19 protein-coding genes and 2 tRNA genes are annotated in these 17500 nt (G+C 65.5%); 6 read left to right on the top strand and 15 right to left on the bottom strand.

Annotated elements, in window-relative coordinates; genetic code table 11:
* The first annotated feature begins 137 nt into the window (after positions 1-137).
* On the top strand, positions 138-1244 hold the full coding sequence (ald, locus tag M8312_RS02170; protein ID WP_250118753.1) for an alanine dehydrogenase: 1107 nt from the start codon (positions 138-140) through the stop codon (positions 1242-1244).
* A gap of 62 nt (positions 1245-1306) precedes the next feature.
* Complete coding sequence (locus M8312_RS02165; protein ID WP_250118752.1) at positions 1307-1531, top strand: DUF3072 domain-containing protein; 225 nt, start codon at positions 1307-1309, stop codon at positions 1529-1531.
* Here the strand turns inward: M8312_RS02165 and M8312_RS02160 are convergent.
* The 9 genes from M8312_RS02160 to M8312_RS02125 form a co-directional block, all read right to left on the bottom strand.
* Positions 1528-2148 carry a tetratricopeptide repeat protein gene (locus M8312_RS02160; RefSeq protein WP_250118751.1) on the bottom strand — a complete coding sequence of 207 codons (621 nt, stop codon included), beginning with the start codon at positions 2146-2148 and terminating at the stop codon, positions 1528-1530. The two genes, M8312_RS02165 and M8312_RS02160, sit on opposite strands and share 4 nt — an antisense overlap.
* Positions 2148-2525: a cytochrome c-type biogenesis protein gene (locus tag M8312_RS02155; protein ID WP_250119818.1), complete on the bottom strand. Its 378-nt coding sequence runs from the start codon at positions 2523-2525 to the stop codon at positions 2148-2150. Before M8312_RS02155 ends, M8312_RS02160 begins: the two co-directional genes overlap by 1 nt.
* Positions 2526-2563: 38 nt before the next feature.
* Positions 2564-3097: a redoxin family protein gene (locus M8312_RS02150; protein WP_250118750.1), complete on the bottom strand. Its 534-nt coding sequence runs from the start codon at positions 3095-3097 to the stop codon at positions 2564-2566.
* Entirely contained in the window at positions 3094-5013 is a 1920-nt protein-coding gene (locus tag M8312_RS02145) for a heme lyase CcmF/NrfE family subunit (protein WP_250118749.1), read from the bottom strand. Before M8312_RS02145 ends, M8312_RS02150 begins: the two co-directional genes overlap by 4 nt.
* Positions 5010-5459 (bottom strand): cytochrome c maturation protein CcmE, encoded by a 450-nt coding sequence (ccmE, locus tag M8312_RS02140; protein ID WP_250118748.1) that lies wholly within the window; start codon positions 5457-5459, stop codon positions 5010-5012. Before ccmE ends, M8312_RS02145 begins: the two co-directional genes overlap by 4 nt.
* Positions 5456-5587: a hypothetical protein gene (locus M8312_RS14410; protein WP_284070194.1), complete on the bottom strand. Its 132-nt coding sequence runs from the start codon at positions 5585-5587 to the stop codon at positions 5456-5458. Before M8312_RS14410 ends, ccmE begins: the two co-directional genes overlap by 4 nt.
* A complete protein-coding gene (gene ccmC / locus M8312_RS02135) occupies positions 5584-6330 on the bottom strand; it encodes a heme ABC transporter permease CcmC (protein ID WP_250118747.1) in 747 nt (248 codons plus the stop codon). Before ccmC ends, M8312_RS14410 begins: the two co-directional genes overlap by 4 nt.
* A 55-nt stretch (positions 6331-6385) precedes the next feature.
* Positions 6386-7435, bottom strand: coding sequence for a Glu/Leu/Phe/Val family dehydrogenase (locus tag M8312_RS02130; protein WP_250118746.1), 1050 nt, complete (start codon positions 7433-7435; stop codon positions 6386-6388).
* Positions 7436-7471: 36 nt separating this feature from the next.
* Positions 7472-7548 (bottom strand) — tRNA-His (locus M8312_RS02125).
* A gap of 236 nt (positions 7549-7784) precedes the next feature.
* On the opposite strand from M8312_RS02125, the gene M8312_RS02120 reads away from it, so the two are divergent.
* A complete protein-coding gene (locus M8312_RS02120) occupies positions 7785-8498 on the top strand; it encodes a Crp/Fnr family transcriptional regulator (protein WP_250118745.1) in 714 nt (237 codons plus the stop codon).
* Positions 8499-8500: 2 nt separating this feature from the next.
* Here M8312_RS02120 and M8312_RS02115 read toward each other — a convergent pair whose 3' ends face one another.
* From M8312_RS02115 to lon, 5 genes are all read right to left on the bottom strand, one after another.
* Positions 8501-10363 (bottom strand): ABC-F family ATP-binding cassette domain-containing protein, encoded by a 1863-nt coding sequence (locus M8312_RS02115; protein WP_250118744.1) that lies wholly within the window; start codon positions 10361-10363, stop codon positions 8501-8503.
* Between the two features lie 53 nt (positions 10364-10416).
* Complete coding sequence (locus tag M8312_RS02110; RefSeq protein ID WP_250118743.1) at positions 10417-10860, bottom strand: DUF4126 family protein; 444 nt, start codon at positions 10858-10860, stop codon at positions 10417-10419.
* Positions 10861-10985: 125 nt separating this feature from the next.
* A tRNA-Val gene (locus M8312_RS02105) sits at positions 10986-11060 on the bottom strand.
* 64 nt (positions 11061-11124) lie between these two features.
* A complete protein-coding gene (locus M8312_RS02100) occupies positions 11125-11397 on the bottom strand; it encodes an HU family DNA-binding protein (protein ID WP_250118742.1) in 273 nt (90 codons plus the stop codon).
* A 51-nt stretch (positions 11398-11448) separates the two neighbouring features.
* Complete coding sequence (gene lon, locus M8312_RS02095) at positions 11449-13839, bottom strand: endopeptidase La (protein WP_250118741.1); 2391 nt, start codon at positions 13837-13839, stop codon at positions 11449-11451.
* A gap of 153 nt (positions 13840-13992) precedes the next feature.
* Between lon and M8312_RS02090 the strand changes: the two genes are divergently transcribed.
* On the top strand, positions 13993-14181 hold the full coding sequence (locus M8312_RS02090; RefSeq protein WP_250118740.1) for a hypothetical protein: 189 nt from the start codon (positions 13993-13995) through the stop codon (positions 14179-14181).
* 65 nt (positions 14182-14246) lie between these two features.
* On the opposite strand, the gene M8312_RS02085 is transcribed toward M8312_RS02090, so the two are convergent.
* Positions 14247-14639 carry a hypothetical protein gene (locus M8312_RS02085; protein ID WP_250118739.1) on the bottom strand — a complete coding sequence of 131 codons (393 nt, stop codon included), beginning with the start codon at positions 14637-14639 and terminating at the stop codon, positions 14247-14249.
* Between the two features lie 175 nt (positions 14640-14814).
* Here M8312_RS02085 and M8312_RS02080 point away from each other — a divergent pair, with 175 nt between their 5' ends.
* Positions 14815-16086 (top strand): nucleotide sugar dehydrogenase, encoded by a 1272-nt coding sequence (locus M8312_RS02080; RefSeq protein ID WP_250118738.1) that lies wholly within the window; start codon positions 14815-14817, stop codon positions 16084-16086.
* A 16-nt stretch (positions 16087-16102) separates the two neighbouring features.
* Entirely contained in the window at positions 16103-17392 is a 1290-nt protein-coding gene (locus tag M8312_RS02075; RefSeq protein ID WP_250118737.1) for a sugar transferase, read from the top strand.
* Positions 17393-17500 lie beyond the last annotated feature (108 nt).

The following is a 17500-nucleotide window of genomic DNA, read 5'->3' as shown; positions in this document are numbered from 1 at the left end:
GATTTAGGCGGCGGGGCCTAGCAGGCGCCATCGGCACTCGCAATCGGTGCGCGGGGGTGCTGGCAAATGGCGGCAGAGGCAGTCTATAGGCGCGCGCGATCACATTCTTTCAACAGCTTCAAGAAAGCGACAGTTCCATGCGCATCGGTGTGCCCAAGGAGATCAAGAACCACGAATATCGGGTCGGCCTGACCCCGGCTTCGGTCAAGGAGCTGGTGGCGCACGGCCACGAACTGTTCGTGGAAACCAAGGCCGGCAGCGGCATCGATTGCCCCGACAGTGCCTACGAGAAAGCCGGTGCCAAGATCCTGGGTTCGCCCGCCGAGGTGTTCGAGGCGGCCGAGATGATCGTCAAGGTGAAGGAACCGCAGCCGTCGGAGATCGCGCTGCTGAAGCCGCACCACCTGCTGTTCACCTACCTCCACCTCGCCGCCGACAAGGCGCAGGCCGAGGGACTGATGAAGTCGGGCGCGACCTGCATTGCCTACGAAACCGTCACCAGCCGCACCGGAGCGCTGCCGCTACTCAAGCCGATGAGCGAAGTCGCCGGTCGCATGAGCGTCCAGGTCGGCGCTCATTACCTGGAGAAGGAACAGGGCGGCCGCGGCGTGCTGCTTGGCGGCGTTCCGGGCGTTGCCCCGGCCAAGGTCGCGATCCTTGGTGGCGGCGTCAGCGGCGTCAATGCGGCGCAGATGGCGGTCGGCATGCGCGCGGACGTGACCATCTACGACATCAACATGGAGCGTCTGGCCGAACTCGACATGTTCTTCTCGAGCCAGATCAAGACCGCTTATGCGACGAAGGCGACGATCGCCAAGGCCGTCGAAGAGGCCGAACTGGTGATTGGCGCGGTGCTGGTGCCGGGTGCCGCGGCGCCCAAGCTCGTCACTCGCGAGATGCTCAAGACCATGAAGCGTGGAAGCGTGCTGGTCGACATCGCCATTGACCAGGGCGGCTGCTTCGAGACCAGCCACGCAACCACCCACGACGATCCGGTGTTCGAAGTCGACGGCGTGATCCATTATTGCGTCGCCAACATGCCGGGCGCGGTGTCGCGGACCAGCGCCTTCGCGCTCAACAACGCCACCCTGCCCTTCGCGCTGAAGCTCGCCGGGCTGGGCGCGGACGAAGCCATGCGGCAGGACCCGCATCTGGCCAATGGGCTCAACGTGTCCAAGGGCAAGATCCGCCACCAGGCAGTGGCCGAAGCGCTCGACCTGCCGTTCGAACCGCTGGCGGCCTGATCGGAACACATCAAGAACATCGGCGTTGTCCTGCCAACTCAAATGATTGAGAAGGCAGGACAATGACCGATAAGCCAGACGCCGACCCGAAGGCTCATCCTACCGGCAACGCCGTCAAGGATCCGGACCATTGGGTCACGGGCGACCAACCCATGACGGGCGCCCAGGCAAGCTATCTGCAGACGCTGTCCGAGGAAGCCGGCGCGGAGTTCGATCCCGAGCTGACCAAGGCCGACGCGTCGAAGAAGATCGACGCCCTGCAGGAACAGACGGGGCGCGGCGACTAGCGCGCCGGCGGCGGCGGCGCGGCGCTGAGCGCGGTGATTCCTTCGGCGATGAACGGACGGTAGCTGGCGGTTGCGGGCGTGATCCTCAGTGCCTTCTGCCACATCGTCAGGGCCTTGTCCCGCTCGCCGCTGCGCGCCAGCGCGAGCCCTTGGAAGAAGAGCGGCGCGGGATGGTTCGGCGCGGCGGCGCGGGCGCGCTCATACGCGATGGTGGCAGCGGGTGTGATCATTCCGGCATGATCGACCAGTGCATTGCCAAGCCCGACCCACAGCGCCGGGTCATTCGGATGCGCGCGAAGCGCCGAACGGAGGATTCCGACGGCCTCGGCGGTCTCACCACGGCTCTGGTAGCTGTCCGCAATGATCAGCCAGCGGTCGGCGGAGTTGAACTGGCCGAACATGGCCTGGCGCGGCTTGACCAGGGACAACGGCGCGGGGCGCAAGCCCGCCGCCTTGGGCATGCCCGGCAGCGAGGGCCGGCCCTGCAACGCATAGCCCGCCCCTCCCACCATCAGCGCGGCGAGCGCCAGTTGCAATGACGCGCCCCGCAGGCGTCCGAAACGCCACAGGCCCAAGGTTGTGAGCAGCCCGAGTACCAGAAGCAGCACGTAGCCCATCAGCGGCCCTTTCGCAGGCGGCGCGCGGCCAGGAGTCCGCCGACCAGCAGCAGCAGGACGGGCGCGGCGTAAAGAAGCAGCGTGTCCGGTCCGAACACCGGCGCATAACTGACCCAGCTACCGTAACGGGCGATCAGCCACGCCTTGACGTCCTCCGGCTTCTCACCCGCCTGGATGCGCTGGCGGACCAGGCTGCGCATGTCTCCGGCAAGCTCGGCATCGCTGTCGGCGATCGACTGACCCTGACAGACCAGGCAACGCAATTCCTGCATCAGCGCCTTGGCCTGCGCCTCTTGGCGAGGGTCGGGCAATTGCCGATACGCATAGGGCGCTGGGGGCTGCGAGGAATCGGCGAGCGCAGGCACGGCTGAAACCATGGCGAACGCCAGGATCACCGCGGCGATGGGCGCCGCCCTCACTTCAGCTTCCCCCATTCGGCCAGCACCGCGTCCCGGTCCTGCGGCATGATCGCGCCGATGTGATGATAGCGGATGACCCCATGATCATCGATCAGGAAGCTTTCCGGCACCCCCGATGCGCCCAGCGAGATCTGTGCCTGTCCGTTGGCGTCTCCGCCGATCCGCTCATAGCCGTCGCCATTCTCGCGCAGGAAGCGCTGCAGGTCGGCGGTGGTGTCACGCACCGCGATGCCGTCGATCCGGACACCCTGACGGCGCAGGTCGGCAAGGACGGGTGCTTCGGCGATGCAGGGTACACACCAGCTGGCGAATAGGTTGACGAGCCTCGGCTGGCGGGCGGCCTGCAACTCGGTCGAGGAGACCGGGGCCTTGCCGGGCACGATGGCCGCTGTGGCAAAAGGCGGGAGCGCCTGGCCGACCAGCCTGGACTCGACCGTCGTGCTGGGCGGATCCGCCAGCCGCCATAGCGCCGCGCCCACGAACAGGGCGAAGACGAGTAGCGGCAGGGCGAGCCAAAGCCGGCCGCTCATGCCCACGCCTCCCGCGCACGGACACGCTGACGCCACTCGCGCCACAAGCGGCCGAGCATGGCCACCGCGCCACCGAGCGCGATCAGGAAACCACCCAGCCAGATGAGGGTGACGAAGGGCTTCCACCAAAGCCGCAACTGCCAGCGTCCATCGCTCTCCTGCCGTCCGAGCACGGTATAGAGTTGGCCGTCGGCAAAGGTGCGGATGGCCGCTTCGCTGGTCTCGGTCGGCGGGTCGGAGAAGGCGCGGCTCTGCGGGTCGAAGCGCTCGCTTCTGTCCCCGCGCGTGGCGCGTAGATGGCCTTCGACGGCGGTCCAGTTCGGGCCCGCGACCGGGTCGACGCCGACGAAGCGCACGGTCCACGGCCCGACGATTGCGGTCTCCCCGGGACGAACGGCGGTGAGCGTCTCGCGGGTAAAAGCGGTGTCGCAGGCTGCGCCAGCGATGGCCACGGCAACGCCCAGGTGGCTGATCACCATTCCCCAGGTCGCGAGCGGCGCGCGGCGCAGGCTGCGACCGACCAGCGGAAGGAAGGAGGCGACCGCAAGCCCAGCTGCCGTGGCAAGCCCGAGGCGGGCGAGAAGGCTCATGCTCGCGCCAGACAGGATGGTGGCCAACAACGCCAGCAGCGCCACGCCAAGGGGAAGCGCGACACGGCGCAGATTGGGGCGCCGGTCGACACGCCAGTTGAGCAGTGGCCCAATGAACAGCAGCAGCGCGAGCAGCAGCACGATCGGCCCGCTCACCGCGTTGAAATAAGGCGGACCGACCGAGATCTTCTCTCCCGCGACAGCTTCGACGAAGATGGGGTAGAGGGTACCGACGAACACCGTGCCGAGGATTACGCTCAGCAACAGATTGTTGGCGACCAGCGCGCCTTCGCGGCTGACGAGCTTGAAACGCGCACCTTCCCGCACCGTCCCGACACGCCAGGCGAACAGCGCGAGTGCGCCGCCGACGTAGAGCACGAGCAGGCCAAGGATGAAGGTGCCCCGCCGCGGGTCCACGGCAAAGCTGTGTACGCTGGTGAGGATGCCCGAGCGGACCAGGAAGGTGCCGACCATCGACATGGAAAAGGCGACCACCGCCAGCATGATGGTCCAGGCGCGAAGGCCGCCTCGCGCTGCGAGCACGTTGACGCTGTGCAGCAGGGCAGTAGCGGCCAGCCAGGGCATCAGCGAGGCATTTTCGACCGGGTCCCAGAACCACCAGCCGCCCCAGCCGAGCTCATAATAAGCCCAATAGCTGCCGGCCGTGATGCCAAGCGTCAGCAGCACCCACGCGCCGAGCACCCACGGCCGCATGGCACGGGCGAGTGCCGGACCGACATCGCGGGTGATCAGTGCACCGACGGCGAGGCTGAAGGCCACCGAAAGACCGACATAGCCGAGGTAGAGCGTCGGCGGGTGGAAGGCCAAACCGGGGTCCTGCAGCAGCGGGTTCAGCCCCTGCCCCTCCGCCGGCGCGGGATAGAGCCGGGCGAAGGGATTGGAGGCGATCAGCAGGAAGCCGAAGAAGCCGAGCGCGAGCGCCGCCTGGGCGCCGAGAGTGGCGCGGATGGTCTCGGCCGGCAGCCGCCGCTCGAGCAAGGCGAGCGCCGCACCCGCCACCGCGAGTACGGTGACCCACAGCAGCATGGACCCTTCATGGTTCCCCCACGCTCCCGAGAAGCGGTAGATGAAGGGCTTGAGACTGTGGCTGTTGGCGGCAACCAGCTGCACCGACAGGTCGGTCCGAACGAACAGCGCGATCAGCGCTGCGAAGGCGAACAGGGTGAGGAAGCCCTGCGCGACAGCGGCGGGCACGGCGATGGAACGGACGTCACCGACGCGCGGGCCAGCCAGCGCCACGCCAAGCTGCAGCAAGGCAAGCGCGGCGGCGAGCCACAGCGCTGCTAGGCCGGCTTCGGCGATCACTTCTGCACCGTCTCCCGAGTTTTCTGCTCAGCCTGGAGATTGCCCATCTGCGGCGGCATGTAGCGCTCGTCGTGCTTGGCCAGGATATTGTCGGCAACGAACACGCCGCCCTTTTGCAACCGGCCTTCCGCGACAACTCCGCCGCGCTCCTTGAACAGGTCGGGGACGATCCCGCGGAAGAGGACCGGAACGTCGGCCGGGCCATCGGTCACCACGAAGCGGATGGATACGCCATCGGGCTGCTTCTGGACCGAGCCCGCCTTGACCATTCCACCCAGGCGAAGCGGCTGGCCGATATCGGCCCGACCGGCCGCAATGTCCTGCGGCGTTCGGAAGTAAGCGGCCTTGCCCGACAGGCCCCACATGGCGAGCAGGGTCGCGCCGATCAGTGCCACGATGGCCGCCGCGACGAGTAGCAGCCGCTGGTTCTTGGGGCTGGCGGTCACTTGCGGCGGCTCAATGCATCGACCTTGGCTTCCGCCCCGCGCATGCGGATCCAGCTCACCGCCAGCAGCGCTGCCGTGCCAAGCAGCATGACCGCAAAGGCGGCGATGACGAACGGCCACTGGTTCATGCGGGCACCGGCTCGGGGTCGGCCCTGTCCGGTGCCGCAAGGCGGCGAAGGCGGGCCTCGACCCGCGTTTCGGCAAGCTCGGCGCGCATCCGCATCAGCACTGCGGCGCCGAACAGGGCGGAGAAGCCGATCATCGTGAACGGAAGCGGCCACAGCAACTCTGGCGCGATGGTCGAGCCCTTGAGGGTGATGCTTTGCCCCTGGTGAAGCGTGCGCCACCACAGGACGGAATAATGGATGACTGGCAAGTTGATCAGCCCCACCACCCCAAAAATCGCCGCCGCACGCGCTTCGGGACCACGTTCCTTCTCGGCGGATGCGAGGCCGATATAGCCGAGATAGAGGAAGAAGAGGATCAGCATGGAGGTCAGGCGGCCGTCCCATTCCCACCAGGTGCCCCAGGTTGGACGGCCCCAGATCGATCCGGTGACCAGGCACAAGAACGTGAAGGTGGCGCCAACCGGAGCGATGGCCCGGCCGGCCACTCCGGCGAGCGGATGCCGCCAGACGATGGTCGAGATGCTTGCTACGGCGATGCCGGTCCAACCCGCCATGCCGAGCCAGGCGGCAGGCACGTGGATGTGGAGAATGCGAGCGGTCTCACCTTGCAGATAATCAGGCGGAATGACGAACAGCGCACCAGCCACGCCCGCGAGTGTCAGCACCGCCCCGATCGCTAGCAGCCAGACGGTTGCCGGGCGGGCGATGCGAAGGAAGCGGGCGGGGTTGGCAAACCGGTGCATAAGCGCGGCGGCTATCTAGCGGTTGACCTCGCCGATTGCCACTAGGGACAATGCCTTAGCGACGTCCGATCAGTCGCTGTGCCATCCGGTCGGCGACTTCGGCGGGGTTGGTTCCCGTTTCGGCGCTCTCGGCCCAGATCCGCTCAAGCCGTTCAGGGATGGCCTCGATCCGCTGACGAACGACACTGGCGTCCCCGTCCTTCAGATATTCGGTTGAGACGTTGATGATGCCACCGGCGTTGATGACATAATCCGGTGCGTAGAGGATGCCGCGCGCCATCAGCCGCTCACCGTCCGCCGGAGTCGCCAGCTGGTTGTTGGCGCCCCCGGCGACGACCGGCACGTTCAGCGAAGCGATCGACTGCTCAGTCAGGATCGCGCCGAGGGCGTTGGGGCTCAGTACGTCCGCTTCAAGCGTCATGATGTCCGACGGATCGACGATGTTGGCGCCGGTCTCGGCCGCAAGCTTTGCCACCCGATCGGCATTGACGTCGGCGATGGACAGGCGGGCGCCTTCATTCGCAGCGCGGCGGGCCACGCCACTGGCGACACTGCCCGCGCCCTGCATGGCGATGTGCAAGCCGGCAAGCGAGTCCTTGCCGAGCGCGCGGCGGACCGCGGCCTTCAGGCCCAGGAACACGCCGAGCGAGGTGTGCGGACCGGGATCACCGCCAACCGCACCGTCGGCGACCGGGAGGCCCGCCACGAACTTGGTCTGGCGGCTGACCTCCAGCATGTCCGCTTCGTTGATCCCGACGTCCTCGGCGGTGACATAGCGCCCACCGAGTCCATTGATGGCGCGCCCGAACGCGGCGATCATGCCCGGCGTCTTGCGCCCGTCCGAAGGTGCCAGGATGACCCCCTTGCCGCCGCCTAGTGGCAATCCCGCCATCGCGTTCTTGTAGCTCATGCCTCGCGACAAGCGCAGGGCGTCGGTCAGCGCGGCCTCATCCTCGGCATAGTGCCAGAAGCGGCAGCCGCCGGCCGCCGGCCCAAGATGAGTGGAATGCATGGCGATGATCGCACGAAGTCCGCTGCCCTCGTCCGTGATGAAGTGCACTTCCTCGTGCGCATCGAAATCGGGCAACGCCCACAGAGCGGTCATGATCGCCAATTTTCCCGTGGATATTGAAAGGGATGGTGGGGCGATCGACGGGACTTGAACCCGCGACCCTCGGTACCACAAACCGATGCTCTAACCAACTGAGCTACGATCGCCATGGCCCGTCGTCCGGGCGCGCCGGTCCCTTACGGACGCCGGCTCCGAATGGCAAGACGAGTCGCCGGTATCCGGCCGAGCAGACATGGCCAAACCCGTGTTCCGTCCAGCAACTGCGGCAGACTCAACCCGCAGATACTTCAAGGTGTTCAAATGTCGTTTAGGCGACTGTAATCGTGGCTTGCCTAACTAGGTTGCTAAGCAGATACTGTTTCGGGGAGAGGAGGAGGTGACGATGGGCACTCGCTCGCGCGCTTTCGAGAAGTCGGGCGCTTCGCTTGCGGAGACGCTCGTCCGCGCAGGCTTGTCCGCACCATTGGCCGAGAAGCTCGAGGCCATGCCGCACCGGCTGATCGTCGTGGAGCCGCGCCGCCCCTTCCGAGAACCGGGTCACATGCGCGATGAAGTCATGTTTGTCCGATCCGGCATATTGTCGAAGTTCAAGACCGACGGTGCCGGGCGTCGGCAGATCATCGCACTGCGCATGGCCGGAGACGGAATCCTGCCGACGCACAAGGTGGCCGATTATGGCATCCAGGCGATCACGCGGGCGGACGTGATGATCGGCAGCGGCAAGGACTTCGACGCCATCGTCGACGCCAATCCGGAAATGACGCGCTTCTTCTGGGGACTCACTCAGCGGCATGCGGCGATCGGCTATGAGTGGCTGGTCAACTGCGGGCGCCGCGACAGCACCGCGCGAGTAGCCCACCTGCTCTGCGAGACGGCCGAGCGCTTCGGACTCGCGAACGAGGGCGGACGGATGCGCAATCCGTTCACGCAGCAACAGATCGCCGACATCACCGGACAGACCAGCGTCAACGTCAATCGGGTGTTCGCGGACTTGGAACGACAGGGTTTGATCGTGCGGGAAGGCCGCGAAATCATCTTCACCGATTGGGCGGAGATGCGCCGGCTGGCGAGCTTCCAGCCGGAATACCTTCACTAGGGTCAGGCGGCTTCCTGCTCCAACTGTTCGCTCGCTTCGAGCCACCGTGCTTCGGCTTTCGCCAGCTCCTCTGCAATGCGCGCACGGCGGCGGGTTAATTCGCCCATCGACAGTGATGCGAGTGCCGGGTCGGCGCCCTTGGGATCGAACATCGCATGGTCCAGGGCCGAGCAGAGGGCGGCGAGCCGCTGGCTCTCCTTCTCCGCCTCGCTTGCGGCCTTGCGCCATTGGCGCAGATCATCGCGCTCCTTGATCGCTGCCTTGCGATCACCCTTGGCTGCCTTGATCTTCGGCTCCGCCGGCTGGTTCCGGCCGAGCACCAGGTCGATATAATCCTCGATGCTGCCATTGAACTCCACCGCCTTGCCGTCGTCGACCAGCACCAGCCGGTCGGCGGTGAGCTCGACCATATGACGATCGTGGCTGATCAGGATGACGGCCCCGTCATAGTCGTTCAGCGCCTGCACCAGGGCTTCGCGAGCGTCGACGTCGAGGTGGTTGGTCGGCTCGTCGAGGATCAGCAGGTGCGGCGCGTCGCGGGTGATCAGCGCCAGCGCAAGCCGCGCCCGCTCACCGCCTGACAATCGGCTGGCCTGGGTCGTCGCCTTGTCACCCGAGAAGCCGAAACGACCAAGTTGCGCACGCACAGCACCCGGCGTGTGCCCCTCCATCGCACGGCTCATGTGCTGCAGCGGCGTGTCGTCGCCGTGCAGTTCCTCGACCTGATACTGGGTGAAATAGCCGACCTTCATTTTGCCGGACGCATTCATCGCCCCTTCCATCGCGGGCAGCTGCGCGGCGAGCAGGCGGGCCAGAGTCGTCTTCCCATTGCCGTTGCGGCCGAGCATCGCGATCCGGTCGTCGGGGTCGATCCTAAGGTTCAGAGAGCGCAAGATCGGCGTTTCGGAATAGCCCACCGCGGCCATGTCGAGCGTGATCAGCGGCGGCCGCAGCTCGGACGGACTGGGGAAAGCGAAGCTCAGGCTCGGATCTTCGGCCATTGCGGCAATTGGCTGCATCTTGGCCAGCATCTTGGCCCGTGACTGTGCCTGTTTGGCGGTCGATGCTCGGGCGCTGTTGCGGGCAATGTAGTCCTGCAGACGCGCGCGCTGAGCGTCCTGCGCGGCCTTGGCGGCGGCGAGCTGGGCGGCGCGCTCCGCCCGTTGCCGCTCAAAATCGTCGTAGCCGCCGGCGTAAAGCGTGATCTTGCCGCCCTCGAGGTGAAGAATTGTATCGACGACATTGTTGAGCAGGTCACGCTCGTGGCTGATCACCACCAGCGTACCAGCATAGGAACGCAGGAAATTTTCGAGCCACAGCGTCGCCTCGAGGTCGAGGTGGTTCGACGGCTCGTCGAGCAGCAGCACGTCGGGCTCCGAGAACAGCAAGGCGGCCAGCGCCACCCGCATCTTCCACCCACCCGAGTAGCTGTCGAGCGGACGGCCCTGCATCTCCTCGTCGAAACCAAGGCCGAGCAGAATGCGCGACGCGCGCGCAGGCGCACCATAAGCGTCGATCGCAAGCAGCCGCTCGTGAACGTCGGCGAACCGTTCCATATCGCTATGGTCTTCGGCCTCGAGCATGAGGGCGGCGCGCTCGGTGTCCGCAGCGAGCACGGTCTCGAACGGAGTGGCAGTGCCGCTCGGCGCCTCCTGCGCGATATATCCAAGCCGGGTCTTGCGCGGCATCTCGACCGAGCCGTCGTCCGGCTCAAGCTGACCGATCATCACCTTCATCAGGGTGGACTTGCCGGCGCCATTGCGGCCGATCAGCCCGACGCGGCTGCGCGGGCGAATGGCCGCTGTCGCACGGTCGAGGATGGTCCGCCCGCCGAGGCGAACCGTGATTCCATTGATGTTGAGCATGGCGGGCCCCTAGCAGCGAAGTGCGGCAGACCCAAGGCAGTGGCGGAATGGCTTCAGGCGCTGCGAACGATCGCCCCAGCCGCAGCCACGACCAATGCATCCTCGACCAGCCCCGTCGTGGTCTGACCATGACTGCGCATGGCATGCATTCGGGCGCGGAACGTCGGGAAGGAAGTCGCGATCGCCACCCCGGCGCCGAGAACCGCAGCCAGCCGCTTGCGCTTCGGCTCGAGCGCGGCGGCGGCGATCGCTCCCGTGAGGGTGCGGGCAGCAAGACCTGCGAACACGATCCGATCGGGCGCACTCTTCATCTTGTCGCCCCCAAGCTCCCCAGCGGCGAGCGCCAGCGTGCCCGCAACCACCCACTTGTTCGCGAGCAGGCCGAGGATGCCCGGCTGTGGCGAGAGGTCACCTCGTGCGGCGGTCACGCTGACCGCCGCCAGCGGGGTCATGGACCGGGCGCCCGCGGTGGCAGCGAGCAGTAGCGATGGAAGCATGGCAGACCTCTTGGGATGCAAGGCGGGTCAACGCCCCGATATCGCGTGAGGTCCGAGCCACTCTCTGTAAGCAAGAGAAAGCCTCGGAGAACCGGCTGGTTTTCCGAGGCTTTTCGAAATCGGCATGGTGGGCGCGGTAGGGATTGAACCTACGACCCCACCCGTGTGAAGGGTGTGCTCTACCACTGAGCTACGCGCCCACGCCGCGCGGTCCGGGCGGATAGATTAGCTTCTCCGCCCTGTCCAGCCGCTAGTGTGCATCCGTTATTGCACTGCGTCCTTGAGGACCTTGCCCGCGCGGAACTTGGGATTTGCGCTCGACGGAATGTCGAGCGGCTCACCGGTCCGGGGATTTCGCCCCGTCGAGGCTTTCCGGCGGGTGACCGAGAAAGCGCCGAATCCGACCAGACGCACCTCGTCCCCACGCTTGAGCGCGGACGTGATCACTTCCAGCATGGTTTCGACCGCGCGGGACGCGTCGTTGCGGTTGAGCCCGGCGCGATCCGCAACCTGGCTGATAAGGTCCTGCTTGTTCATCCCTGAAAAACTCTCCTTGCGACCGCTCTAGCCAGCGGCCGTTACGCTCCACTAATGGCGGACGACCGGGTGGCTGCCACTTACCAGCGGCGGCTCGGCCGCATGTTCGTCAGCCTCGCTCCATTCGATCGGTTCGAGCTTCGCGCTCAGCGCTTCGGCCAGACACTCGTCGACATGGGCGACCGGCACGATGCGCAGGCCCTCCTTCACATTCGCGGGCAGTTCCGCAAGGTCCTTCTCATTCTCCTTGGGGATGATCACCGTGGTTATGCCACCGCGCAGCGCGGCCAGCAGCTTCTCCTTGAGGCCTCCGATAGGCAGCACCCGGCCACGCAGCGTGACCTCCCCGGTCATGGCCACATCCCGCCGGACAGGAACGCCAGTCAGCGTCGAAATGATGGTCGTGACCATCCCGATGCCGGCGCTCGGCCCGTCCTTGGGCACCGCACCTTCGGGCAGGTGGACGTGAATGTCCTTCCTCGCGAAGATTGACGGCTTGACCCCGTAAGCGGGGGCACGGGCGCGAACGAAGCTCCACGCCGCCTGCACGCTCTCCTGCATGACGTCACCGAGCTTGCCCGTGGTCTTGATCTGGCCCTTGCCGGGAACGGTCACCGCCTCAATCGTCAGCAGTTCACCGCCAACCTCAGTCCAGGCGAGGCCCGTGACCATGCCGATCTGGTCCTCGTCTTCGCCGACGCCGTAGCGATACCGCGTGACGCCCAGGAAATCGCCGATGTTAGCTTCGGTTACCGCGACGCTGGTATAAGCGCCCTCAAGGATTTTGCGCAGTGCCTTGCGCGCAACCTTGGCCAGCTCCCGCTCAAGGGTCCGGACACCCGCCTCACGCGTGTAGTAGCGAAGGATCGCGCGAATGCCGCTATCCTCGAAGCTCAGTTCCTCGCGCTTGAGGCCATGCGCCTCCAGCTGCTTCGGAATGAGGTGACGTTCGGCGATCTCGACCTTCTCATCCTCCGTGTACCCCTCCAGCCGGATGATCTCCATCCGGTCCAGCAGCGGCTGCGGCATGTCGAGCGAGTTGGCAGTCGTCACGAACATGATGTCGGACAGATCGTAGTCGAGCTCCAGATAATGGTCCTGGAACTTGGAGTTCTGCTCCGGATCGAGCACCTCCAGCAGCGCCGAAGCGGGATCGCCTCGGAAGTCCTGCCCAAGCTTGTCGATCTCATCCAGCAGGAACAGCGGATTGCTGGTTCCCGCCTTCTTCAGGTTCGAGACGATCTTGCCCGGCAGCGAACCGATGTAGGTCCGGCGATGGCCGCGGATCTCGGCTTCATCGCGCACGCCGCCGAGGCTCTGGCGAACGAACTCCCGCCCGGTGGCCTTGGCGATGGAGCGTCCAAGCGACGTCTTGCCGACGCCGGGAGGTCCGACGAGGCAAAGGATCGGGCCCTTAAGCCTGTTGGTGCGGGCCTGGACAGCGAGATATTCGACGATCCGTTCCTTGACCTTCTCCAAGCCATAATGATCCTCGTCGAGGATCCGCTGGGCCTCCCCAATGTCACGCTTGAGCTTGCTCTTCTTGCCCCACGGCAGGCCGAGCAGCACGTCCAGATAATTGCGCGCGACGGTCGCCTCGGCGCTCATCGGCGCCATGCCCTTCAGCTTCTTCAACTCGGCATTGGCGCGGTTACGGGCTTCCTTGCTGAGCCGCGTCTTGCGGATCTTCGCGGCGAGTTCGATGAGGTCGTCCCCGCCCTCCCCGTCGTCGTTGCCAAGCTCGCGCTGGATCGCCTTCAACTGCTCATTGAGGTAATATTCGCGCTGGGTCTTCTCCATCTGGCGCTTCACGCGCGAGCGGATCTTCTTCTCGACCTGGAGGACTCCAAGCTCGCCTTCCATGAAGGCGTAGACCATTTCCAGTCGCCGCGCGGGATTGAGCTCGGCCAGCACGGCCTGCTTGTCCGCAACCTTGATCGACAGGTTGGAGGCAACCGCGTCGGCAAGCACCGAAGCGCTCTCGATCTCGCCCAACTGGATGCTGGTCTCGGCCGGCAGCCGCTTGTTCAGCTTCGCATAGCTGTCGAACTGGTCGACCACTGACCGCATCAGCGCCTGGGTTTCAGTGTTATCGCCCTCTTCTTCGGGCACGTCCTCGACCTCGGCCATGAGGTGACCCTCGGCCGGTTCGAGCGACAGCAGCCGGGCGCGGCGAACACCTTCAACCAGCACGCGCACGGTGCCGTCCGGCAGCTTCAACAGCTGCATGGCGGTGGCCACGACGCCGAGGTCATACATTGCGTCGCGGTCCGGCTCGTCCTCCGCCGGGTCTAGCTGGGCGACCAGGAAAATCTCCTTGTCGGCAGCCATGGCGGTCTCGAGCGCCGCGACCGACTTGGCGCGACCAACGAACAGGGGAACGATCCGGTGCGGGAAAACGACGATGTCGCGCAGCGGGAGAATGGGGAGACGTTGACTCATAGGTGACTTATATGGGCGGTGCCCCGGTCGCGCGCAACAAACCCGGCAAGACGACCGGAAGAAGAGGCGGGCACCGCATCGGCCAAGCGAAGAGTGGAACGACCATTGCCGCCCATGCTTTCTGACTCACACGCCGACAGGAGGAGGACTGGCATGAAGGATCGCGCCAAGATCAGCACCGGGCCGAACGAGGAAGCCATCAACGAGACCATTGCAGGGACCGGATCGGGCATTCCCGACGAGGCCGTAACTCCCGGCATGGAACTCCCGGATCCGCCGAGCGACGAGGAAGTCGCACGAATTGCCGCGAAGCTTGGCGCGCCCATCGCGCAGCCTCAATAAATAAAAAGGCCTCCCCGGCTCACGGCTGGGGAGGCCTTCACGAAAGCGGGAGAAAAGCGAGGGGCTTAGCCGCGCTCGCCAGCGGCACGCTGGGTCGGGGCGGCTGGCTGGTTGACGCCGCTCGCGAGCCAGCGAGAAGTCGCACCGCAGCTGCTGGTAGCGGTAACCGGCTGACCAGCCTGGAAGGCCTGGGTGTAGGGAAAGCACTCCGAAGCGCCGCCGCTGGAAAGGCAAAGCTTGCCGCCCGTGGCCGTCCAGTTTGCCGGGATCTGACGGCCGGACGGGGTCGCGATGCTGGCGGTGCCGTCGGCGTTGAAGCTGACCGTGTTGACCACGCCGTTCGTCTCGACCTGAACCGACTGGCCGACGATCTCGGCGCCGGGAGTCCAGCCCTGCGCCGCGGCCATGCCGCTGAGGGACAAGGCCACGATGGCGGCAGTTACCTTGGGAAGCTTCATCACCATATTCCCCTGTTCGAATATACGTCCACGACCCTACGCTGACGTACAAGGCACATCAACACTTCTCAACGCTCCTCGAGAAGCCATGGTTGCAAGGGCGAACAAGGTGCTTGCCGCGGGCGAGTGAGCGATTAGAGACGAGCAAATAACGGCATTGGCTGGATAAAAAGAATTGTCAGACGGTCCCTGCATTGCCGTTATCGGGCTTGGTTACGTGGGGCTTCCGCTGGCCGTGGCGCTCGCGCAGACCTTCGACGTGACCGGCTTCGACATCGATGAGGCCCGCATCTCCGAGCTTCGCGACGGTCACGATCGCACGCGCGAAGTCGCGGCTGACCGGTTGCAGGCTTCGAAGCTTCAGCTCACCAGCGACCCGGATGCGATCCGCGGCGCGGACGTTTACATCGTCACTGTGCCTACTCCCGTCGACGAGGCAAATCGGCCGGATCTGCGCCCCCTGCTGGCAGCGACAAGGACCGTGGCGAGCGCGCTCGAGGCGGAGCGCCAGCCGGTCGTCGTGTACGAAAGCACCGTCTATCCCGGCGTGACCGAGGACGTGTGCGGGCCCGAATTGGCCCGCCTGTCCGGTCTTGCGCAAGGACGCGATTTCCGCCTCGGCTACAGTCCGGAGCGGATCAATCCGGGCGACAAAGTCCACACGGTCGACAAGATCACCAAGGTCGTCGCCGCCGAAAACGCCGAGACCTTGGACCTGCTCGCCCGCATCTATGGAGCGATGAACGGCGGCAAGATTTTTCGCGCGGCGTCAATCAAGGCCGCCGAAGCCGCCAAGGTGATCGAGAACGCCCAGCGCGACATCAACATCGCCTTCATGAACGAACTGGCGCAGATCTTCGCCAGGATGGATGTGAGCATTTGGGACGTGCTCGACGCGGCGCAGACGAAATGGAACTTCCTGCGGTTCGAGCCCGGCCTCGTGGGGGGCCACTGCATCGGCGTCGACCCTTACTACCTATCCCACCGCGCACAGGAGTTGGGCCACCACCCGCAGGTCGTGCTCGCCGGGCGGGCTACCAATGACGGCATGGGTGCCTGGATCGCTGACCGGCTGCACGAGCGGATCGGGCCCGAGCGCAAGTCGGTGCTGGTGCTGGGCCTGACCTTCAAGGAGAATGTCCCCGACCTGCGCAACAGCCGCGTGATCGACATTGTTCGCCGTCTTGATTGGCTTGGCCACAGTGTCGACGTCGCCGATCCGCTGGCGGACCCGGCCGAGGCCGCGAAGGAATATGGGCTGACGCTGGTTGATCCGGGTGCGCGCCGCTATGCCATGGTGGTCGGCGCGGTGCCGCATGCGGCCTACCGGCAGTGGGATGCCGAGCGGCTATCGGCCCTGCTCGAACCCGGCGGCGTGGTGGCGGACATCAAGCGCGTGTGGGATCGGCAACAGTTGGGTGAGCGTCTTCCCTTGTGGACGCTTTGACGGCGACACGTCCGAGATGCTGCAACCTAGTCCACGCCAGAAGCAACAGCTGGGCCGTCGCTTCTGGTTGACCAGGCGACGGGTGCAACTGCTCGGCGCGCTCACCATCGCCGCGATGGTGCCCTTCTTCGGGCGGCTTCTGCTCACTCCCGAACTGGTCGACGCGGCCACCACCAATGCGCTTGCGGCAAACGTCATTGCGGTGGTGCTGGCGTTCTGGATGCGCCTCTCGATCGAGCCCTACCCCGGTATCCGATCAAGCTATGTCATCCTGCCGACGGCGGCGGCGGCACACGGGATGGTGCTCGCGTTCTTCTTCTTCACGCGCCTGCCTTACGATCGCTTCGCCTTCCTCGCGGGGTTCCTGCTTCACGTTCTGTGGTTCTACCTCATCTATTTCCTGGTTCAGCGCCGGGTTCGCTTGCGCATCGGCGTCGTGCCGATCGGAGAACTCGGCAAGCTGCTTGCCATCGAGGCGGTCAACTGGGTGGAGCTTGAGCAACCGCGGGCCGACCAGCTTCGCGGATTCGACGCCATCGTCGCGGACTTCGGCGCCGACCTGCCGCCGGGATGGGAAGCGTTTCTGGCAGATGCGGCGCTGGCCGGCATCATCGTCTACCAGGCCAAGCCGCTCGAGGAATCGCTGACTGGCCGCGTGCGGATTGATCACCTGTCGGAAAACAGCTTCGGAAGCCTGCTCCCGGCGCGCGGCTACTTTCACCTCAAGTCAGCGCTCGACTGGATTGCGGCGCTGGTCACTCTCCCCGTGCTGCTGCCGGTGATGGTCTTCGCGGCGCTTGCGATTCTCATCGACGATGGGGGCCCGATCTTCTTCCGCCAGGCACGGATTGGTCATCGGGGTAAGTCTTTCAAGGTCACGAAGTTTCGCACCATGCGCGTGTCCGACAACCTTGCGACCGATGCCCGCCGGGCCGCCATGACGGGCACCCTCGATCCGCGGATTACGCGCGTTGGCGCCTTCCTGCGCAAGTCACGGATCGACGAGCTCCCGCAGATCTTCAACATTCTGGCCAATGAGATGAGCTGGATCGGCCCGCGCCCCGAAGCCGCGGTGCTGTCCCAATGGTATGTCGGAGAGCTGCCGTTCTATCGTTACCGACACGTCGTGAAGCCGGGCATCTCGGGTTGGGCACAGGTTAACCAGGGCCATGTCGCTGAAGTGGCCGAAGTGCATGAGAAGCTGCACTACGACTTCTACTACATCAAATATTTCTCGCCCTGGCTCGACCTTCTGATCGTGTTCAAGACGCTGAAGACGATGCTATCCGGGTTCGGCGCGCGATAGGCGGCTCCGCCACAACGGTGGCAGAACGTTGCGACGATCGCTTGGCCGCACCGAGGGCTCCCACCCGCCCTCCATCTTTTCACCGGTACAAAGTGCCACTTCGCCTGC

It is taken from the genome of Sphingomonas sp. KRR8, assembly GCF_023559245.1.
In the GTDB taxonomy this organism is placed as follows: Bacteria; Pseudomonadota; Alphaproteobacteria; order Sphingomonadales; family Sphingomonadaceae; genus Sphingomicrobium.
Note: the sequence above shows the minus strand (reverse complement) of the source record. Positions and strands in the feature narration are given on the sequence as shown.